The sequence below is a fragment of the Planococcus rifietoensis genome (assembly GCF_001465795.2).
Classification (GTDB): domain Bacteria; phylum Bacillota; class Bacilli; order Bacillales_A; family Planococcaceae; genus Planococcus; species Planococcus rifietoensis.
In genome coordinates this window covers 356,190-374,977 of sequence record NZ_CP013659.2, presented here as the reverse complement: position 1 = coordinate 374,977, position 18,788 = coordinate 356,190, and the positions used below count along the sequence as shown (strand labels likewise).

General features: G+C 41.5%; 14 protein-coding genes. 4 read left to right on the top strand and 10 right to left on the bottom strand.

Annotated features, from left to right (window positions below):
• Positions 1 to 85 precede the first annotated feature (85 nt).
• Entirely contained in the window at positions 86 to 2,854 is a 2,769-nt protein-coding gene (locus tag AUC31_RS01810; RefSeq protein ID WP_237150686.1) for a M14 family metallopeptidase, read from the bottom strand.
• 281 nt (positions 2,855 to 3,135) lie between these two features.
• Between AUC31_RS01810 and AUC31_RS01805 the strand changes: the two genes are divergently transcribed.
• The gene (locus AUC31_RS01805) at positions 3,136 to 4,593 is read left to right on the top strand and encodes an amidase family protein (RefSeq protein WP_058381657.1); all 1,458 of its coding nucleotides are present in this window, start codon (positions 3,136 to 3,138) and stop codon (positions 4,591 to 4,593) included.
• 816 nt (positions 4,594 to 5,409) lie between these two features.
• Complete coding sequence (locus AUC31_RS17925) at positions 5,410 to 5,520, top strand: putative holin-like toxin (RefSeq protein ID WP_237150684.1); 111 nt, start codon at positions 5,410 to 5,412, stop codon at positions 5,518 to 5,520.
• Between the two features lie 195 nt (positions 5,521 to 5,715).
• On the opposite strand, the gene AUC31_RS01795 is transcribed toward AUC31_RS17925, so the two are convergent.
• Positions 5,716 to 6,030, bottom strand: a complete 315-nt coding sequence (locus AUC31_RS01795) for a hypothetical protein (RefSeq protein ID WP_058381659.1) — start codon at positions 6,028 to 6,030, stop codon at positions 5,716 to 5,718.
• 245 nt (positions 6,031 to 6,275) lie between these two features.
• Between AUC31_RS01795 and AUC31_RS01790 the strand changes: the two genes are divergently transcribed.
• The gene (locus AUC31_RS01790; protein ID WP_058381660.1) at positions 6,276 to 6,764 is read left to right on the top strand and encodes an N-acetyltransferase; all 489 of its coding nucleotides are present in this window, start codon (positions 6,276 to 6,278) and stop codon (positions 6,762 to 6,764) included.
• A gap of 218 nt (positions 6,765 to 6,982) precedes the next feature.
• On the opposite strand, the gene AUC31_RS01785 is transcribed toward AUC31_RS01790, so the two are convergent.
• The 8 genes from AUC31_RS01785 to AUC31_RS01750 all read right to left on the bottom strand — a co-directional run bounded on the left by AUC31_RS01785 (position 6,983) and on the right by AUC31_RS01750 (position 17,629).
• Positions 6,983 to 8,221 carry a hypothetical protein gene (locus tag AUC31_RS01785; protein WP_058381661.1) on the bottom strand — a complete coding sequence of 413 codons (1,239 nt, stop codon included), beginning with the start codon at positions 8,219 to 8,221 and terminating at the stop codon, positions 6,983 to 6,985.
• Between the two features lie 167 nt (positions 8,222 to 8,388).
• On the bottom strand, positions 8,389 to 9,729 hold the full coding sequence (locus AUC31_RS01780) for a uracil-xanthine permease family protein (protein WP_058381662.1): 1,341 nt from the start codon (positions 9,727 to 9,729) through the stop codon (positions 8,389 to 8,391).
• A 159-nt stretch (positions 9,730 to 9,888) separates the two neighbouring features.
• The gene (locus AUC31_RS01775; protein ID WP_058381663.1) at positions 9,889 to 11,190 is read right to left on the bottom strand and encodes a glycosyltransferase; all 1,302 of its coding nucleotides are present in this window, start codon (positions 11,188 to 11,190) and stop codon (positions 9,889 to 9,891) included.
• Positions 11,180 to 13,219, bottom strand: coding sequence for a glycosyltransferase family 4 protein (locus AUC31_RS01770; protein WP_058381664.1), 2,040 nt, complete (start codon positions 13,217 to 13,219; stop codon positions 11,180 to 11,182). Before AUC31_RS01770 ends, AUC31_RS01775 begins: the two co-directional genes overlap by 11 nt.
• Before the next feature lie 359 nt (positions 13,220 to 13,578).
• Positions 13,579 to 13,941, bottom strand: a complete 363-nt coding sequence (locus AUC31_RS01765; protein WP_058381665.1) for a hypothetical protein — start codon at positions 13,939 to 13,941, stop codon at positions 13,579 to 13,581.
• A gap of 270 nt (positions 13,942 to 14,211) precedes the next feature.
• The gene (locus AUC31_RS01760) at positions 14,212 to 14,697 is read right to left on the bottom strand and encodes a hypothetical protein (protein WP_058381666.1); all 486 of its coding nucleotides are present in this window, start codon (positions 14,695 to 14,697) and stop codon (positions 14,212 to 14,214) included.
• Positions 14,698 to 15,321: 624 nt separating this feature from the next.
• The gene (locus AUC31_RS01755) at positions 15,322 to 16,650 is read right to left on the bottom strand and encodes an HIRAN domain-containing protein (protein WP_083509104.1); all 1,329 of its coding nucleotides are present in this window, start codon (positions 16,648 to 16,650) and stop codon (positions 15,322 to 15,324) included.
• Positions 16,651 to 16,696: 46 nt separating this feature from the next.
• On the bottom strand, positions 16,697 to 17,629 hold the full coding sequence (locus AUC31_RS01750) for a PD-(D/E)XK nuclease family protein (RefSeq protein WP_083509103.1): 933 nt from the start codon (positions 17,627 to 17,629) through the stop codon (positions 16,697 to 16,699).
• Between the two features lie 316 nt (positions 17,630 to 17,945).
• Here AUC31_RS01750 and AUC31_RS01745 point away from each other — a divergent pair, with 316 nt between their 5' ends.
• Positions 17,946 to 18,563 (top strand): tetratricopeptide repeat protein, encoded by a 618-nt coding sequence (locus AUC31_RS01745; RefSeq protein ID WP_058381668.1) that lies wholly within the window; start codon positions 17,946 to 17,948, stop codon positions 18,561 to 18,563.
• The last annotated feature ends 225 nt before the right edge of the window (positions 18,564 to 18,788 follow it).

The following is an 18,788-nucleotide window of genomic DNA, read 5'->3' as shown; positions in this document are numbered from 1 at the left end:
GTCGTGCACAGGGGCGTCGCATCACACAAACGCCGCTATATCAAGCTTCTTATCCGGAGAATTGTGTGGTGCACAGGGACACCAACTACTGCTTCTTCTTCCTTTTCCCTTTTCCTTTCCCCTTCTCTACCACTTCAGCTTCAACGCTCACCGCATCGTAAATCGAATTCGCAATGAAACGGTAGCTATGTTCGGTATGGGCACGGAATGCGAGAGAGTTGGCAAACAAATTAAACGTCGTCTCTCCCTGCTCAGCCGTGATGGCCATCGTTTGGCCTTGTGCCTGTTCATAGCCAGGCCACCAGCCGGCGAGATAGAAATCGTCGCTGTCCTGGAAACTTGCGAGCACTTCTGCGCCTTCCGGAACGCCCGAAATCCATGAACCGGTTGTGACGTAGAGATTTTCTTCCTGCTCGTACCCGGCAGTCAGCGGATGCTCCGCGACGTCTGCTTTCACGAGTCCTTCGTGTCTGCTTCCGGTACTCGTATACGCAAATCCTGGAAGCAAGCCGCTCTTACTTACTGCATTAAGTGCTGGTGCACCAATCCCGACAAAAGTTTTGCCGGTGACTTGTGCTGCGTTAAATGAACCGCCATCGCTGACGATGACGTCCGCTCCTGCAGCGTCCGTCAGTTCAAATCCGAGCTGGCGCAACGAGAAGTTCAATTGTGCAGAACCAGTTGCCGCAACACTCGGCTGCTCCAATACTTCGGTTTCGGCATTTTTGCCGTTGCCGAATACTTGTGTTTCAAAATAATAATCATCGGCATACGCGCGAAGGTCGTTCGTCGCGACGACGAAATCGCCTGCTTCCGCTTTGCCTTTACTTTCCGTCAACACTTCCACTGTTTTGCCGTCAGCAAGTAGCGCGTTGACGACGCGGATTGCATCGTTCGTGGAGTTCTCGAGAATTTGTTTCGGCGGGTTTCCTTTTACCGTGCTTGTCGGAATCACCGCTTCTTCAAGTTCTTGCGTCTTTCCATCGAATGCATTTTCAACACGAACTTCTTCCAGATCAAAGCCTCTCAAATCGGAGAAGTTGACGACGATCGGGTCATACATCGCGTCCCAGTCAGAAACGTTATCGCCTTCATAGAGCATGGCGTTCGCCAAGCCGCGCTTCGCTTGGTCCATCGGCACGATGAATGTGCCTTTCGGATACGTGACACCGTCCACTTCGACAGGTTTCACGGTCTTTTCGACTTCCACGCCGTTGCGAATCAAATAATCCGCCATCTTATACGCTTCCAATGCATTCTTCTGGTTCTTGTCATCTGTCGGAATCACGTAATAATCCGGGAAAAAGTTTTCATTGTCTCCGCGGTCACGGCCGATCACTTCACCCGCCGCATTGACGTAATATTCATCGACGGCACGGTTATCTTCCCCGTCCACGCCGCGCTTGAAAATCTCCAATTGCTCTTTGTACAATTGGTCTTTATTGTCATGCACATAATTCGCCGCACCAAGGCCACTGCCGACTAACGCATTATAGCCGTCCTGGCTCAGTGTCGGCACTTCGATCGTATGGCCGAGCGATCCGTGAAGCATCGCATAAATCGCGGTGTACGCTGGCGTCATATCATCCCAACCGGAACCATAACCGTCTTTGGCAATGAAATAAGACGTCAGCTCGGAATTGGCGATGCCCGCCTGCCCCATCGCATTGGCTTGTTCCATCATATTGTCGATCAACAAATCGTATTCAAAGTTCGGGTTATGCGGCGGTGTTGCCGGTTCGATCAAGAATCCGTCTACATAGCCGTGGAAATCCACAAATGATAGCGGCGTCCATTTCGACAGCACTTCATTCACTTGCTGCGTTTCCACTTGCGTCTGGTACGCATTGTCGCGGTTCAAGTCAAAGCCCTCGGCGTTCGCGCGCGTGTTGGCCGCTCTGCCATCCGGGTTGCTCGTGAACATATAGAGGAAAATCGCATCGTCCAAAACTTCGTCCACATTCAAGTTCTCTTCGAATTCCGTCTCGCCGTCTGTATTCATGAATTTCACTTCGTCTTCCAAAGCGAATTTCTCCAATAGCTCAACTTGTACATCCACGCCTTCCACTTCGTCCGGGTGGATATTATTGAACCAGATTGGCACTTGGTAATCGCCCATCGTATCGTTCTCGAGTTTTTCAATTAAACTTTCCGGATCTTCGAGTGCAGTCGGCAAAGTTTCATTCAAATACTGATCGACCGCTGCTTCATCTCGTGCCAAAATGACGAAATGAATATCGCGCCCTTCCACCGTTTTGCCGACGGTCTGATATTCGAGGTAGCGATCGTTGTCCGCATCTTGTTCAGCGGCTTCGAAAATGTCATCGATCGCCGGTTTTAATTCATCGTAAAACTTGAACTCATCGTAGACGTTCAATTCGACAGTCGCTGTCGCTTTGTCGCCGCTTGCCGCATCAATCAGCGCCAGTTCATAGTCACCGATAAATTGCTGGTATTGAGTGCGGATCGTGCGGTTGGATAAATCATCCGTCCCGTACAATAAACCGAATTCCAGCACCGCAGTGATTTTGTTCGTGCCTTCCACAAAAGAAGGCTCTTCAACGACCGTGATGAACGGGTCGCCATTATAGTTTTGGCCTTCTGTCCATTGCTGCCATTCAGACAATGGCTTTCCGCCAAATTGGAATTCGACATCTTCCAAGTCGACCCCTTCGCCTAAATCAGCCGACACTTCGACAGTGCGCGCTTCGGTCAATGAAAAGACCGAACGGCTGACTTCAAGCGCAGTCGCTTGTTCAGTCGCACTGACCCCCGTTTCATTTGCGGCCATTGTCGGCACAAACGCTGACAATACCAGCACTACCGAGAGCCATCCTGCAAAAACTTTCTTCATCCACATAACATCCCTTCACCTTGAAATTTTTATTACCAGCTCTTAATATAACAGAATATTTCGTAATCCGAAGTAGGCGAAAGGATTAATTCTTAAAAATAGGACTTTATTCCAGTTAATTGTGTGATGCACAGGGACGTCTAAACATATAAACCCTTCCACAACAAGGTTTTTACCCGGAGAATTGTGTCGTGCACAGGGACATCGACCAAAACTTTATACAAAATTACGAATTCATGTACAATTAAAGACAGTACATCATTATAGCGAGGAGCCTACATATGGAAACGAGCACATTTAAACTGATCGAAGCGACCATCGAAGACGTTCAACAAGCGTTCCGTGACCAAAAACTGACCTCAGTCGAATTGGTCCAAGCCTATCTCGACCGGATCGAAGCACTCGATCAAAACGGACCGAAAGTCAATTCCGTCCGGGCGATCAATCCACACGCGTTGGCAATTGCAGCCGAGTTGGACGAACAACGCGGACAGACTGAGCAAGGACCGCTCTACGGCATTCCCGTGTTGCTGAAAGACAATATCGAAACGAAAGACCCGATGCCGACCACTGCCGGCGCCATCGCACTCGAACACAATTTCGCGAAAGACGACGCGTTCGTGGCGAAGCAACTGCGAAACGCCGGCGCCATCATCCTCGGCAAAGTAAATTTGAGCGAATGGGCATATTTCATGTCGCAAGATGGACCGAGCGGCTATAGCTCACTCGCCGGACAAGTGAAAAATCCGTACGGCATCGACATCTTCAAACCAGAAGACGTCGGCGGCTCGAGTTCGGGGACTGGTGCTGCGATCGCGTCGAACTTCGCAGTGGTCGGCGTCGGCACGGAAACTTCGGGCTCGATCCTCAGCCCATCCAGTGCCAATTCCCTCGTCGGCATCAAGCCGACCGTCGGGCTCATCAGCCGCTCGCGCATTATCCCGATCGCCGAAAGCCAAGATACCGCTGGACCGATGGCACGTACCGTGACGGATGCTGCAATCTTACTTGGCGCGATGACCGGCGTCGACGAACAAGACCCGGCGACACTGGGGAGCGCAGCATGCACACTCACCGATTACACGCCGCATCTGAAATCAGATGGCTTGAAAGGCGCCCGTATCGGCGTGGACTTATCGTTTTTGAACAACGAAGCCCCGGAAGAACGCGCCATTATGGACGCAGCCATCGAGCAAATCAAAGCACTCGGCGCCACTGTCGTCGAATTGACGATTCCAAAACAGGAGTTCGAATCAGACGTCTTATGGTACGAATTCAAGCGCGGCGTCAACGACTATCTTGCGACTACACCAGACGAAGTGCCGGTCAAATCACTCGCAGACGTCATCGCATTCAACAAACAAGACCCCGAGCGTCGCATGAAATTCGGCCAAGCCGAACTAGAGAAAGCACAAGGCTTGAGCGACGATCCGAACGACGCGACATACCTGAAACACCGCGAAATCGATTGGCGCACTTCTACCACAGAAGGCATCGACCACGTCATGAAACAGCACCAACTCGACGCACTTCTTTTCCAAAACAACCGCGGCGCGGCGATGTCGGCCAAAGCGGGTTATCCGTCCATCACGGTGCCGGCCGGTTACACAGAAGACGGACATCCGGTTGGCGTGACCTTCAGTGCGCAGGCCTTCAGCGAAGCGCGGTTGATTGAACTGGCTTATTCTTATGAACAGAAATCATTTAAACGAAAGATCCCACATTTTAAAGCAAATTGAGTTTTTAAGACAACAAAAAAACACCCTTTACTAAAGAGTTGGTATTTAGCACTCACCATTTAGTTAAGGGTATTTTTATTAGTAAGACATTTGAGTTCTTAAAATATGAAGGTTATAATACTTACATTGAAATTCTTTTAGGGGAGCGGGAGAAATGCTACTTGTTATATCGGTGATTGATTTCATCGTTGCGTTAATAACTCGAAGTTATTTCAAGGTTCGAATCCTTAAAGGGGGAATGTATATGCTAAAACAAACTATTTTGAAAGTAAGAAACTTGCTTAGCAATTTGTTTGTCAAAGCATTTCTCCTGATACTGGGCGTGTGGTCATCCCACCCGCTGCCCTAAGAGAATTTCTTGATGAATTTTATTTTAAAGTATTAGTTTTCGTCATAAAGGATCAGGGGTGGCTTGGATGTATGCCGTCTTGATCCTTTTTAGTGTTTAATGAATTTTAATAATCCATTTTATAACCATTAAAAAATATCTGAAATAGAAACTCGCAAAGTACAAGTTACCGAACACACAACATAGTAGTTCTGTCATGAAATACTTTCAGTTCCACAGAAAAGAACGAGACATAGAGTTACTTATCTGGCTTCAGTTTTCGATAAGAACAATCTCCCCACGGACTGAACAGAAAAAGTATATTATATAACTCCCATCACGTTTATCTAAAATCTCCAAGAAGCGGCACAAGTCCCATACATTTTATCCGCAATAGTAAACTCTCTATCTACGTGATAAAATAAAAAATGCAGCTACATAAAGTGGACGGGCGGTTGGCACTCCCTTGAGAAAGGGGGTGTTTAGATATGGTAACTTACGATGCTATGAATATGCTATTTCAATTTGGTATATTCCTCACTTCAGCTTTGACCGCTGGAGTTGCGATCATCGCAATTGCCATGAACAAAAAGAAGTAACCGCCTTCTCCCTGCCAGGATTGTAGGTAGTTACTCTTTGCTTAAAACATCTTCAATTTGGCCAGCCGCACTTATACGGCATGTACTGCATCGACCGGGTGTTAGCGCACTCGGTCTTTTTTTATGTCTAAATTATAGCATATTAAGTTTTTGGGTTCTATTATTTAATAGTTTATTAATAGACTCTTTCGGATTTTATCTCATACTAATTAATGCTGCGGCTTTTGCTTTTATCTCTTTACTGATCGAGGGATGCTTTGAAGCAATCACTTCTTTTAAAGCTTCTTCTTCCCACCCATTTTTAAAAATGGTAATAGCTGAAGAAATCCTCATTAATTGGCCAGAAATTTTAGAAGCATTTGGATTGTCCTCTAGAAGCTTTTTAGCCAAAGGCATTTTATCTTTCCCGCTTAGTTTTTCCTTGCTAAATGCCAGTTGCTTATAATCCTCGAAGTAGTGAACAAAATTAGATTTCCCTATAGACTGTAGCGCTCTATTAACTGTACTCATGCTAGATTCCCCTTTCCCTTGTAAGACAATTCCAGAATAGCACATAAAATTACAGCCTGATTCAGTAAATATTTTATTGTTAATCTTCAACATTTATAATTAACAAGAAAAGGTGCTTTTACATATGGACACATAAATCGAAAAGAATTGAATTCCGTCAACCCTACGTTTTCATGTTCATCTGATAAAAAATATATCGAAACTTTTTAATATATTCCTCGTATTAAAACTAAAGGGGTGGGTGTGTGGAAGCAATGGTAAAATCAATAAACAAATTCAAACTTTTTATACTTAAGACAAGGTTGAAAGAATTCAATAAGCCAGGCGAAGGCGGAATTGTGGCTACCCTTTTAGAAACAAAACATGGAGAGCCAGTTTTGCTGGCTCTCCATGAAGATAAAGAAGGTCCAGTATTAAATTTTTGGTTGTACTCAGTTCACTGGACAAAGATTGATCGATCATCAATGATTCTTTTTTTAAATGAACATTCTTTACAAATCAGTGATATTCAAGTATTAGAGTATCGTGATAAACCTTATATTAAAAAATATGGCAAGGGTTATGGAACTATTTTTATGACTTACCTTATTAAAGAAGCTAAGAAAAGAAACCTAACTGCAATAACTGGAGAAATGTCTTTCGAAAATGACGAACAAAAAGTTAGACAAAAAAATTTCTATACAAAATATGGTTTTCATATCGATAGTGATTATAAGCTTTTAAAAATGCTTTAAGCCTGTCTTTAATTCACCTGCTTCTGTAAATAAGAAAAGCGGAAACGGATCACACCAAACTTTAAATCCCACTGAATTTAATCAACTAAAATAAACACCCTCTGCTGAGTAGAGGGTGTTTTTCGCGATGAATTGTGTCATGCACAGGGACATTAGGCAACACAATCTTCTCTACATCAAGGTTTTTGTCCGCAGAATTGTGTGGTGCACAGGGACATTCACTCTCTCCGCGGCACATAAGCATAAGCCTGATCATCTTCTGTCACTTCAACCAACACTTCAGAAGGAACCTCCTGTTCCGAAGCTTGTTGCTCATTAATCTTCACAGGCGCCAGTTCTTTCAAGCTCTCCAAATTGCGGTACTTCAAGGCTTTCAGGCCGAAGTTGATTTTAACTTTATAGTTTTCTTCAATGCTCTTCACTTTCTCTTCAATGCTTTGGATCAAGGAATGATTCTCCGTCACGATCTCGGCCAAAGTCTGCGATTTCACGTCGGCTTCTTCGTAATTCCGAATGGTCCGCAAATACGGCTCGTAGCATTCCTGGATAAACTGAACGTTCAATAGCAATAATTCCTGTTTTGCGTTGAAGCGCCCGATGAGTTGCTCGTACTCTTTTTTCACCGGGGCCTCCCCCCATTTCCGCAGCGTTTCATGCTCTTTCAAGTTCACGACGCTCGCGACGATGGCTTTCAAGTCTTTCGTCAGCACTTTCAAATCCTGCAGCGTCGCTGTGTAAAAGCCTTCGATTTCCGCATCTTCCACGCCGCCTAGTGTGATGCCATTTCTCCGGAAGCGTTCGATGACTTCTTTGAAATAACCAAAGCGCGCATCGATCTTCCCAGCAAAGTCATGTTCGCGGTGTTGGATGAGTGTCTCAAGTTTTTTCTCCATGCTCTTCAAGGAACTTTGGATTTCCATGAGTTGCTGCTGGCCGACCACGGTTGTCAACAAGCTCATGCTCGCATGGGCCACAAGACCAGGATTCACCCGTTTCACCAACACCGCCTGCTCGTATATCCCTTTCACGCCATCTTTTTTCACCGCCGGCATATAGCCCTTGCCGTTGACCCGCTCAATGAGCGTCATGCTCTTATCCTTCAAGCCCTTCACCACTTCCGGGCTGAATTGCACGCGGAAGGTCCGACTTTGATGGAAAATCACCGCTCCGTCTTTCAAGGTCTCAGCGATTACAGGAATCATATTCGCAGGGATTTCAATCCGCTTGTAGCCGCTCTTGACGAGTTCGGCGTCCTCCACTTCCGTCACGACCGGGTTCAAATGGCTGTCATCGTCTTCCGGCTCTGGCTCAGGCTCCTCGACTTCAAGCTCTTCTTCCATGCTTTCACTTGGTGTTTCTTCTATTTGAATGGATGCGTCTTTATTGTTTCTGAAATAAAGAAAGACGCCAATTAATATAACTAAAACTGCCGCAATCAGGAGATACATATATTCCATTAGCCATGCCTCATTTCTTCGATATTTACCATTTTACTAAAGAAATGTTCATTAACAAAATATGAAAGCCGTCTCCGCTAAGCTTTGAGCTTGCCGGAGACGGCTTTTTTTGGTTTATGCTTGCGAATACACGGAATCGCCTTTAACAAAAGCACGTGATTTCGGGATTATGCGTTTTCTTCTTTCGTTGCTTCCTCAGGAATGATCAAGTTCAATGCAATCGCCATAAAGCAGGCGATGGTGATGCCAGAGCCGCCAAACAATAACTTGATCACTTCCGGAAAGCCAGCCATTGCATCGGGTACTTGACTTAAGCCGAGCCCAAATACCAAAGACAAGCCAATGATGATCTTGGCTCTTTCAGTCAATGGCTCTGAAGTTAAGATGGAGATGCCGGTTAAGGTAATCTGAGAAAAAATGATGACCGTGGCCCCACCAATAACGGCTGGTGGCATGGTGGAGATGAGCGCGCCCATCTTAGGGATCAGCCCAGCCAAAATGAGAAAACCAGCGCCGACAGCGACGACATAGCGACTCATGACTTTGGTAAATGCGATCATCCCTACATTTTGGCTAAAAGATGTGTTTGGCAGAGAGTTGAAAATCGCTCCCAGCGAAGATGTAAAACCATTGGCTATGACGGAGCCAGAAAGTTCCTTTTCTGTAGGTTCTCGCCCGGCTCCCCCATTCGTCATGGCTGTCACATCCCCAACGGTCTCAACAGATGTCACGATAAACATGATCATCATCGGGAGAATCGCTCCCCAGTAAAATTCCATCGGGAAATAAAATGGTTGCGGAACTGAGAACCAGCTAGCTTCTCTCATAGCGGTGAATTCGACCATCCCCAGCGGCAAAGCCACTAAATATCCAATAATAATACCAATTAAAATGGAGGATGTTTTCGCCATTCCGGTTGCATATCGATTGAGAAACAGCACAATGGCCAATACGAGTAACGCCACCAACCAGTTTTTAGCTGATCCAAAATTCTCAGATCCGCTGCCTCCAGCCATCGAGACAATACCTGTAGGCAACAGGGACAAACCGATCGTCAGAACGACCGTACCGGTGACGATTTTCGGAAAGAATCTTCTTATTTTCCTGATGAAAAACCCTAAGGCGCCGCCGAATAAACCACCGATCAGGCTGGCACCCAATAATCCGCCTATGCCGTAAGAGCCGGCGATGACAAGATTGGTCGGCAAAAATCCAAAGCTCGTTCCCATCACGACCGGGAGCCGCGCCCCGACCAGCCATATTGGGTAACATTGGATGATCGTTGCAATTCCAGCCATGACCATGGCGCTTTGAATCAAGATTGTCAAATCCGCTCCGGTGATGCCGACCGCACCTGCAATGATGATCGGGACAGCAACATTCCCTAAAAACATCGCGAAAATATGTTGCAATCCTAATGGTATGGCTTCTCTTAATGGAGGTACGCCATCCACATCGTATTTGTTTGTATTCCTAGTCTTTGTATCAGCTCCAACTACTTCCTTCATACAACACCTCTTTTCCATTTTATTCAGCTATTATTCGATCCACCGTGTCATGTTCGATATATAGGACTCTGCGCTCCATGCTGCGCTTTCCGCGAGCCCGCGGAAAGCGCAGCTGTTTTGCGGAATATCGACTTATTAGTCAACCTCTATACTTGGATGTCATTCAATCTCCAATATTTTCTTCACCGCATAATCCGCGCCTCGTTCTCTTGAGACGTTGCGCCAATGCAGCAAATTGTCTTTAGAACTCTCTTCTAGCTCAGTAAACGCCTGTGCCAATTGTTCTGTGCTGAAATTATTCGGGTCCAGCACTCTTCCCAAATTATTCTTCTCAATATCATAGGCAATATTGAACTGATCGCTGGAGAACGGTAAGATGACCATCTTTTTCCCATGGTACATCGCTTCAGTCAAGGTGTTGCAGCCGCCGTGAAAGACCACGGTGTCGACATACTGCATCAGCGCGACTTGAGGAATAAAACCTTCGATGATCGTATTGGGCGAGCTGTACTTCTTGAGTTCCTCCGCATGGCTGCCTGCCGAAACGATCAACAGCGCATCAGGATGGCTTTCCCTGGCCGACAGGATGAGTTTTTCCAGGACGTCTTTTCTATTCGACAAAAAAGTCCCTAAACTGATCATGATTTTCTGTTCTTTCGTCTCTATCTTTTCCATCCAGTCTTCATCTAACGCAACCGCTTCAAATGAATTCCCTATGAATAATTCTTTCGGGCTTTCTTCACTTTTTTCGATATTGTTGAAATCAAAATAATTGTAGATCACCGCGATTTCAGAGACTAAGCTGAACGCATTGCCGATTTTTTTAATCGATTTATTTTCACTGATAATATTGTTGAAGACTTCAGTAAACTCCTGTTGCGTTTGGGTGGAAACTTGCTTTAACTTCTTCAAATCTTCTTCCTTGACCGTTATCGCCTCTGGCCAGCTTTTCGGTACATTGAAATACCGTCCATCTCTTGGAATGGTGTTCGGATGAGGCGGGCAAAACGTCACGAAAGGCAGCCCCAAGAAATACAAGCTCAGCGTAACCGAATACGATAAGATGTCCACCACATAGAGGTCAACATCCATAGAATCATCTATCGTCTTAATCTTATCAATCAGCTCTTGCGGATTATAAAGCATATCCGCTTTTCGGTGGCGGGACTGGGTGATCAGTGTTTCCACCGCCCCTTTTTTGGTCGACTCGAAGAATTCTTCCAACCTCATTCTCTCCGTATCCGGCTGCACGGTGTCTTCACTGGTCCCTGTATTTTTATTGGAACTGATGTCAATTTCATAAAAAGCCAAATTCTCTTTCAAGATTTGTTCCTTGAATTCGATGCTGCAGCCAACTGTCACTTGTGCACCCTGTTCTTGAAAGCTTTTGGCTAATACGAGCAAGGGATTAAAATGCGAGTAAAATGGCGGACTGACGACAAAGATTTTTTTATACTTCATTTTCGTTTTCTCCTTCTAAAGACAAATAAAATGACACGAACTCGTGTGAAATCTTTTGAATGGAAAAGTTTTCATCTACTGTTTTCTGTCCTGCAGCTTGAATTTGTTTCACTGCGTCTTTATCAATTTTAGGATCATACAGATGGCTTTCCGTTTCTTTGGCAATCGTTTCGCCATTGCTGGTGTCGATCAAAAATCCATTTTCTCCGTTCTTCATATAACTCTTAACTCCGCCTTTGATCGGACCGAGAGTCAGGAAGCCGATCGACATCGCTTCTAAAATAGCGATGCCAAACTCTTCTTTTACGCTGGAGCACAGATAGATATGGGGATAGTCAAAGTCTCTTTTGATAATATCCCTTTCAAGCAATCTGATATCCACATTCGACATGGCCCCTTTATGGATGAACCTGTCTTTGAACTCGGGATGCCGTTGTAGGAAATCCTCGAAAAACTCCATCACCATTTCTTCTTCTTTACTCGGCCGCTCCAAATCTCCACCGATGATGAGCAGATTATGGGTTTCCGAAAGCTTGGAGTTTGCCCACGCTTTTAACAGTTCCATCTGCCCTTTTAACACTGCCAATCTCCCGACGTTTAAGATGACAGGTTTTTCAAAAAAGCCTTTATTGGTTTCATTCCATTCGATGTGGCGGTTGGAATAGGCAGCGATCGCTTCCTCATCAATGGTTTGGCCTGTTTGTATGCCTTCACCAATCATTTTAATTTTTCCATTTACATCTTCATCTTTGAATTGAGGGAAATAAACCGCAAGTTCTGTTTTCACATCTCCATTCCCAATCCCAACGATTCCATTGCTTGTGTGGATTAATTCATCCCCTATTTTGATCTTGTTCAGTTTTTCAATAAGCTCGTCAAAACCAAGTTCTTTTAACTGCCCCGTTCCCTCAAACATGTTCCGGTGCGGGTCTGGCGTTAGCGTAAAGACCAGTTTGCCATTTAATTCCTCACTTAAATGAGCCACCGCTTTAGACGCGTTGTCTAAAAACCGGATATGAAAGACGTCGGGCTTTATTGCTGACCGTTTTAAATAACTGGCTATCTGCCGTTTGATAAACAACTCTCTTTTGATGAACTTGTCTGATCGAGACTGGTCCAAATAAATCGGCAACCTGATAAAGACGTGTTTATCTCCATGAGAGCTGATAAAGGGCTTGTTCAATTCTTGGGTAATCGTAATCGTAAATACATGGGCTATGCGGCTGTCTTTCGAGATCTCTTCACCCAAGCCTTTTAATAATACGGCTAAGCCGCCATTATTCCCTTTTCCGCTATCTTCAAAATCCCCATAGAACATCGACTGTAAAATGGAAATGCCTGGCTTTTCAAAGGTGAAGTCTTTCTTGAGAAAGTCCATATAGCTATCAATAAACACCTGGTTTTTCTTGTTTCTTACATGCTCCTCCATAAAGGACTGATCGATAGTTTCCGTTGGATACAAATTCATTAATGCATTGATTCCTTGGATCTTGATGCCATCCGGGTAATCCATGGCTAATATTTTGTAAATCGCGTCTTTAAATTCCTGTCTGTTAAAGCGATCGATAAAGTCCAGCAAGATGGAAACGATCTCTACATCCAGTTCGTATTTCTCGAGCATCACTAAGATATCGTCATCGCTTAACATATCGAGACCACATTCAATGCAAATATCCAACACATGATAAAGCTTTTGGCTATCGTATTGTTGGTTTACGAGTAAGTCTTTTATTTTTCTCTCTATTAGTTGCTTGTTGTCATCATGGAACAAATGTAAAATCGCATCTGCGATAAAGCGGTCTGTCGTTGGATGCTCTCCTAAAAACGACAGCAATTCGTCTACTTCATGTTCACCTAGCTGCTTGTCCAGCTCTAGTTGCTTGATCGTTCGAATTTGCTCGACCACTCTTTGTTCATCGGAGTTTATCGCCTTGCTGTTATTTATGTACTCATCTAAAAATTGAAGAGGATAATTATAGTTACTTTCCTTGTCATACACACGATTTCTGAACTCAATAAATTCGTTCATTTTTCATCCCCCGATGCTTTCAGTAGATTAGTTTCTTCCTATTCTATACCACAGGAGGTGCTACTATATACGCATACGCCTGTTCATTCTTTTTAATAAAACGAACGATGCCAATTAATACCAAAAATATTGAAGCAATTAGGTGCAAATATACTTCATTCCTTATACATTATTTCTCTGTAGCGCCTAGATAACTAACCCGTTAGATAGAAAGGATACACAATACTTTCCTAACTCCTTCAGGCCACTTGCTGAATACGGGACAATAAAAAACACTTGCCAGGTTGAATCGGCAAGTGTGGAAATCTAGTATGTGTTTGATGAAAAGCTATTGCAGATCCGCCATGCGGCTAGCTTGCTCATCCCTTATGAACAGCCGTGATTTCTTCCATTAATCCGACCCAGTCGTCTCTCGTGAAATCATACAACTCCAGTTCAGTTTTTCTCAAAACCATATGGACACTGTCGAATTTCTCGTCTGAGCGGAACCGCCACCAGCTTTTCGCCGTGGACGTTTTCGTGCCTGGCTCAAAGTAAGTCAAGGTGATTTCGGGATCGACGATGTCTTCCACCCGGTCGATATCCAATAAATTATGCGGGAAATCGATATAGAGGCCGAGCGCCGCTTTATGAGGCGTGATGGACCCGATTTTATATTCCGAGTGCGCGTCCTTCTTCTCTAGCGTGTCACTCCACGGAACCGGGGTGTCGCTCACAATCAATATCCGGCCCTCTTCACTTGTTTCAACTCAGCATATTCCTCACTTCAGCTTTAGCCGATCGATTCGCGATCACCAAAAAAGCAACCACCCATTCCCGGCCAGGATTTTATGTGGTCACTCTTTGCTTAAAAAACATCTTCAATTTGGCCAGCCGCGCTTACACTGCATATACTGAATCGAACGAGTGTTAGCGCACTCGGTCTTTTTTGTATCTGAACTATCACATCTTAAAATTTCGATTAGATTGAATATATTTTATATTGATCTTATTTATTTCATGAATTGTTTTATTCTCATTAATCTTGTTGGATAATCTCTTTCGATAGTATACAAATCATTCAATGACATTAACTCAAAATATCTTTTTCCTGCAACTTCAAAGCACGCTTCGTATAAGTCAGATTCGTCATTCCATAAGTGGTTTACCTCAACCTCTAAGTATTCTGAAACCGCTGAAACTATTATAAAGCCAATTGCACTACGAAAATGCTTGCTTAGTGATGCTTCCTCGTAAAGCGTCTGCTTAGGGTATAACTTAAGAAAGGTGTCATCAGTAGTATAAAAAAGTTCTAAAAAGTCTGACAGAGCTAATCTATTTACCTCATCTTCTGATTGAATTCTTAAATAACCAAGCTCAGGCTGAGTAGCAAAATAAACTAAAATATTATCAAACGCAAGCGCAGTGTGGTGAAGAATACATTCCTGAACTTCTTCGCTATTAATGAATTTTTTAGCTTCTTCTTTTGACATTGTCATTTAAAATATCTCCTTTTTTATATCCTTTACCGTTAGAAAGGAATATTTCTATTGTTTATACTAAACTTAAAATGTCCTAATTCCTTTTCCAACATAAGCGCGGAAGCAATCAAGCCTTCCTTCAAATAAGGAACCATAATTCAAAAAGCTTCATTTATAATGTCCATCATTGGTTCAATTTCATTCAAAATCTCTTAGTATACGTAAAGAGGCTTACTACAAGGGCAAGTCGTAGCAGCTATTCCAAGAATTCTATTTACTTTGGTGAACTTTTTCTTCTTATCTAAGTGTGGTTGGATTTAAGACAGTTAAATGATTGAATTATTAGGCGCCTTAATTAAAAGAGAACTGACATGAATAAATTTCACTACTATGTTGAGTAAGTAAAAACTCTTTCACTCGTATAATTTATAAAAAAGTTAGCCACTTCTTTTAATTATTCTTTTAATCTTCTTGTATCATCTATCTAGTTTTTATTTTTAAAATCTGTTCTTATATTTTGTTCCATACTGTTATACAGGCATAGTGTACAGATATTATGTCATTTCATCTCATGTCTTCTTACATTAGTTTTACTCAATTCAATATCTTTATTATTAAGTATTCAGCGTACTTATTTAAACTTCAATATTGTTTAATAAACTTTTTAAACTCAAATCCTAAGTCAGTTAAGTTGGACAGCACATAATTGATTTCTTCAATATCCCAAAAGTAAATTTGATCACTTACAGTTGTATCAGCAATTGTCGGAGAGTTCCCTGAAACTACTACGTTTTCATAAAAAAATGGTTGTAATGCTTTGGTCTCAAGACGAACATCCATGGTGCTCAACCAACTCATTTTACTTTGTGCATAACTTGCATACGTGCTACCCGGTAGAAGTCTGTGAATTAAAAATCCTAACTGAAAAGAAAGTTGTACTAAAATTGCTTTATAATGTCTATGAATAAAATTGGATTCAGTTCCGGCTGCCAGCATTATTGTATTATCAAATAGAGATTCCAAATCAGCAATCACTAAATGCTCAATGTTTTTCCTGTCTAACTTAGGTAGAGTTTTATCTCTATATTTAATAAAGTCTGCTAAGACATTGTGAACTTCTTTTAAAGATTCTTGATTCGCTGATTTTGTTAAAATCGAATCCAAATAAATGTATTCGGGTTTTTGAAATAGCTTATTAGCTGGTTTAGAGTTAATATTTTCGCTGAAAGTCTTAGCAGACTTAGAACTATGTTTGTGTGTTTGATAGGATTTCAACGTGTTGTCCATCTTATTAATAAGAACTTCAACGCCATAGTTATAGCCATTACCTCCATGAATTTTATTAATTTCGATTTTATATTTTTCCCCTGCGTCAATATTTGGTGCTAAAGCGGTAGCTATATCCTTTGGAATCCATCCTATATTCTGGTCATTAATATTATAGACAGCAATCGCATTTTCATCGTAGTTGTTGTATTTTTCTCTTTTCATTTTAATTTTGTCAGTCATACGCATTTCAGATAAAATTTCTTGTCTGCCTTCGTATGTAACTCCAGCAAGCCTTACAATTATAGGGGCGTTTACATCAGTTACAGATTTAACACTTTTTGAGTGTGGAGAACTTTTAACTTGTTTCTCCCCATTGGCTACGTTTGAATTATAACTTTCAAACAATCTCCAATTGCACTTATTACAAGTACTTGAGCTATTGAGATTTTCAATTAAGTTCCTTGATGCACACTTCGGGCATTCTTTAAAGGTTTTGATAACTTTTGATTTAGATTTTTCTGCGGTAGGAGAGACCGTATTTTTCACTTTTCTTGTGCCTTCTCCTGAAGTAGCTGTAGTATTTTTATTAGAAGTAGGGTTTCCATGTGAATTAGACGAACCATTTTGACTCGAACTCGCACTTCCACTTGCCCCTCCAAATACCACTACTAAAATAATGATAATTATTATAACTGTGAACATTTAAATCCCCCAATATTTCTCTATTATATTCTTCTATAACTGATTCCTAATACATCTCGCAAAGCTCTTTGAAGTTACACCGCATACATTTCGATTCGTAAATTGTTTTTTCGAAATTTTCTAAGTCGAGAGGTTTATTCTCAATAGGGTCCTCTAACAATAAGCTCATCTTTTCATTACTTAATTCAAAAACAAAATTAATATTTTCTATATCATGTCGGGTTAATTTGTATGTTTTATGGAACCCTTCTAATAGGTATTCATTACGTACTTCTATTTCTGAAAAATCCTTGAGTTTAAATTTATCTTTTAAATATTTGGCATACAGAGCTAATTGGCCCCGATCTTCATCTGATGCTTTTCCAGTTTTCCAATCAACAATAATCCATTTATTATTTTCAAGATCTCTATATACCATATCCATAACAATGAAAACCTTTATTCCGTTCCATTTCATCGATCTAAATTGTTCAAATTCAAAAACTTCTGTCTTGTTTCTGCTTTGAATTTCTTGAAATGTATGACTTGCTAAGAAATGTTTCATGCAAACATTTAAGCGATACTTTATTTCTTCTATTTTTTCTGACATCAGTTTCCCTTCATAGTAGATTTCATGAAACATCGTATAATGTTTCGGCTTCATTTCCCATAATAATTTGCTATTCATTGACTCCCAAAACCCTTGATTCAACTGGTTTTTAATGATTTTGTTAAGCGAATCTTCATTAGGAACTGTATCATTCTCAAGAAAGTTCTTAAGAATTTTTTCAATAAGTTCATGAACGATTTTCCCAAAAAACATTTCAAGATTCGTTAGATTTTTTAAGCGGTATGCATCTTTTGCTAAAACATTCGAATCTTTAAGCCAACCGTTGTGACTCATGTAATACTGAAAGGCATATTTGCGGCTACACTCTAAAAACGTTTTATGCCTTGATAGAGACCAGGAATATTCGGGAAATTGTCTTTTCTCGTACATCTAATTCCCTCCAATTTTATATTTAGTAACATATTCAAAATATAAGTATTTTTGAAGCTCATAAGATAAAAGTCACAAAAATACGATTGTTAGTTAAAAATTAAAGAAACATCAATATCCTCACTAAAATCCATAAAACGGAAATGTTTTGTGTAATTTAATTCTAAACTATATTTTTTTTAATACAATATAACTTATGTTGTTAAATTAATATTTTTACATTTATTTTTATTTTTTAGAATTTTATTCTAAAAATGGAAGTGATGATTTATAATCAAATTGAAATACAAAAAATATTAATTAAAGGGGATTTGAAATGTCTTATCAAGTTGATCAATTACTAGACAGAGGAGTAGCTTTAAAAAGAAGTGGAAACTTAGAAGGCGCGAGAGACTGTTATATCGAAGCCTTAAATGCAGATCCAACTAATATGAATGTCTATTTAAGTTTAGGGAAAACTGCTCATTTATTACGACAACAAAATTTAGCAATAAAATGTTATCTAGCATTCTGCCATTTAATGCTATCTCCTATTGAGAAAGGTATAAGACAGAATAATTTGCCATTACACCTGAAGATTCAGTATGAGCAACTCCCCTTAGATGCACTTGCCTCTCTTCCAAAAAAATCAGCATTTGCTATTTTTATGGATACCAATACACCAAGACACCTAGCACACTCTCTTTTTGATTTATCAGATCAAACATTAAATAGTCACCCACATCTAAAACCATATTCAAAAATTTATGATGCTCATATTTTAGGAGATGGATCTCATAGCCGTATTTTACAAAGTTTCGGTTTAACAGCCTCGGATCAACTTGCAACTGACGAAGATATTTACATCCCTGCTGGGCAAAATTTCTTGCTTGAAGAAATTCAATGGAGCAAAATTGAAAGTACAGATGTTATAGATATCTATTTAAAATCGTAAATACACAAAAGCCCTCCTTGAAGCACATTTTCAAGGAAGGCTTTTAGTCATTGACGAGATAATGGCTGATTCGGTATTTCTAAATCGAAGCCTATACCTTTAGGAATGCCTCTATCAAAGTAAAGTTAGCTTTAATTAAATCTCCTAAAAAATTATCACAATTTACGAAATTACCGAATGGTGTATAACTAAAAACAGTTCATTACCTATTATTAGAAGCCCTGT

Bases quoted from the DNA above. Each gene is read 5' to 3' on its own strand.
- AUC31_RS01810 (WP_237150686.1), bottom strand. From the start codon at position 2,854: ATGAAGAAAGTTTTTGCAGGATGGCTCTCGGTAGTGCTGGTATTGTCA.
- AUC31_RS01805 (WP_058381657.1), top strand. From the start codon at position 3,136: ATGGAAACGAGCACATTTAAACTGATCGAAGCGACCATCGAAGACGTT.
- AUC31_RS17925 (WP_237150684.1), top strand. From the start codon at position 5,410: ATGGTAACTTACGATGCTATGAATATGCTATTTCAATTTGGTATATTC.
- AUC31_RS01795 (WP_058381659.1), bottom strand. From the start codon at position 6,030: ATGAGTACAGTTAATAGAGCGCTACAGTCTATAGGGAAATCTAATTTT.
- AUC31_RS01785 (WP_058381661.1), bottom strand. From the start codon at position 8,221: ATGGAATATATGTATCTCCTGATTGCGGCAGTTTTAGTTATATTAATT.
- AUC31_RS01780 (WP_058381662.1), bottom strand. From the start codon at position 9,729: ATGAAGGAAGTAGTTGGAGCTGATACAAAGACTAGGAATACAAACAAA.
- AUC31_RS01775 (WP_058381663.1), bottom strand. From the start codon at position 11,190: ATGAAGTATAAAAAAATCTTTGTCGTCAGTCCGCCATTTTACTCGCAT.
- AUC31_RS01770 (WP_058381664.1), bottom strand. From the start codon at position 13,219: ATGAACGAATTTATTGAGTTCAGAAATCGTGTGTATGACAAGGAAAGT.
- AUC31_RS01760 (WP_058381666.1), bottom strand. From the start codon at position 14,697: ATGACAATGTCAAAAGAAGAAGCTAAAAAATTCATTAATAGCGAAGAA.
- AUC31_RS01755 (WP_083509104.1), bottom strand. From the start codon at position 16,650: ATGTTCACAGTTATAATAATTATCATTATTTTAGTAGTGGTATTTGGA.
- AUC31_RS01750 (WP_083509103.1), bottom strand. From the start codon at position 17,629: ATGTACGAGAAAAGACAATTTCCCGAATATTCCTGGTCTCTATCAAGG.
- AUC31_RS01745 (WP_058381668.1), top strand. From the start codon at position 17,946: ATGTCTTATCAAGTTGATCAATTACTAGACAGAGGAGTAGCTTTAAAA.